This window comes from Actinoplanes sp. KI2 (assembly GCF_025630775.1).
In the GTDB taxonomy this organism is placed as follows: domain Bacteria; phylum Actinomycetota; class Actinomycetes; order Mycobacteriales; family Micromonosporaceae; genus Actinoplanes.
This window is the reverse complement of the sequence record NZ_JAOSZE010000111.1, coordinates 1-1,775: the sequence shown is the minus strand read 5'-3', so window position 1 is coordinate 1,775 and position 1,775 is coordinate 1. Positions and strand designations below refer to the sequence as shown.

General features: G+C 67.0%; 1 protein-coding gene. It reads left to right on the top strand.

Annotated elements, in window-relative coordinates; genetic code table 11:
• Positions 1-106 precede the first annotated feature (106 nt).
• Positions 107-1,738 (top strand): IS1634 family transposase, encoded by a 1,632-nt coding sequence (locus tag ODJ79_RS46470; RefSeq protein WP_263030169.1) that lies wholly within the window; start codon positions 107-109, stop codon positions 1,736-1,738.
• Positions 1,739-1,775 lie beyond the last annotated feature (37 nt).

The following is a 1,775-nucleotide window of genomic DNA, read 5'->3' as shown; positions in this document are numbered from 1 at the left end:
TCTAGACCCGGATTTCGCACATGCTTTGGGGTGAATGTCCGTCACTCTGATCAGACCTATGTGTTGGTCGGGTATGGGTGTGCTGGGTGTTCCTCGGCGTAGTGCTGTGCGTCCTCGTGCGGAGTTGGTCGAGGGTGTGGTGCTGGAGAAACGCCTGGGCTCGCTGCCGGTGATCGCGGATTTCTGCCGGCGGATCGACATCGCCGGGATCATCGATGAGCTGTGCCCGATCCGGGATGTCGCGCTCGCGACGCATGGGCAGGTCATCGAGGTTCTGATCGCGAACCGGCTGACGAACCCGTCCGCGATGGCCGGGATCTGTGACTGGGCGCGGGCGTGGGCGGTGCCGGAGGTCTACGGGATCGCCGCCTCGTCGTTGGGCGACGACCGGCTCGGCCGGGCTTTGGACGCGGTCGCCGAGCACACCGACACCATCGTCGGGACGGTCGGTGCGGCGGCGATCGACCGGTTCGGCATCGACGTCACCCGCCTGCACTGGGACATGACCTCGATCTCGCTGTACGGCTGCTACGACCGCAACGATCCCGACTACCCGCAGCCGGGGTGGGGGCATCCGAAAGACCGGCGGCCGGACCTGAAACAGATCCAGGCGGGAATCGCCGTCAGTGCTGACGGGGCGGTCCCGGTGTTCCACCAGGTCTACGACGGCGGCGCGAGTGAGATCACGCAGGTTGTCGATGCCATGCACGCCCTGCAGAACCTGGCGGACACGCCCGGGTTCCTGATGGTCGGCGACTCGAAACTGATCTCCTACGGCAACCTCACCGCGATGACCGACGCCGGCGTCAGGTTCCTCGCCCCACTGGCAGCAGCCCGCGTCCCGGCCGGCCTGTTCGCCGGGATCGACCCGGCCACCACCGTGGCGGTGGACTACATCGCCGCGCGAGACAGCAACAAGCCGGCCGACCGGCGCTGCGCCTACCGGGTCACCGAAGACGTCATGCACCTCGCCGGGCCCCGCAAGTCAGACCCGGTCCACCAGGTCCGCCGGATCCTGGTGCACTCCACCGCGAACCAGAACGCCGCCCAGGCCGCCCGCGAGTTGAAACTCGGCAAGGCCCGCACCGACCTGGACACCCTCACGCGGACCGCCGGCACCCGGTATCACCCCGACACCGCCGCCATCGCCACGAAAGCCGCCCAGATCAGCCGCAAACGGCGCGTCGGCGCCTACCTGCGCACCACCATCACCACCGACCCGGACACCGGCAAACCGTCCTTCACCTGGCACTTCGACCAGGACACGATCGACGCCGAAGCCGCCACCGACGGCTGGTACGCCCTGCTGACCAACCTCGAACCCGCCGACGCCGACGCTGCCGAGATCCTGCGCCGCTACAAAGGCCAAACCGCCGTGGAACAGCGATACGCAACGATCAAAGGACCCCTCGCCGTCGCACCGATGTTCCTGCAGACCAACCGCAGGATCACCGCCCTGATCACCGTCATCGCCCTCGCCCTGCTCATCTTCAGCCTCATCGAACGCGAAGTCCGGCAACGGCTCGCCGAGCAGAACCGCCACGACATGACCGGCTTCTACGCCTTCGACAACCGGGCCGTCAGACCCACCGCCCGACTCATCCTGCAAGCCCTCAACGACCTACGCCTGATCCCCGCCCAACACCGGCAACCACCCAAAATCCCGCACCCAGGATGGCTCCAAGCCCAACTCCTCGCCCTGCTCAACGTGGACCCCACCCGGCCACGCTGGCTATAACCCCAGTCCAGAACCATGTGCGAAATCCGGGTCTAGA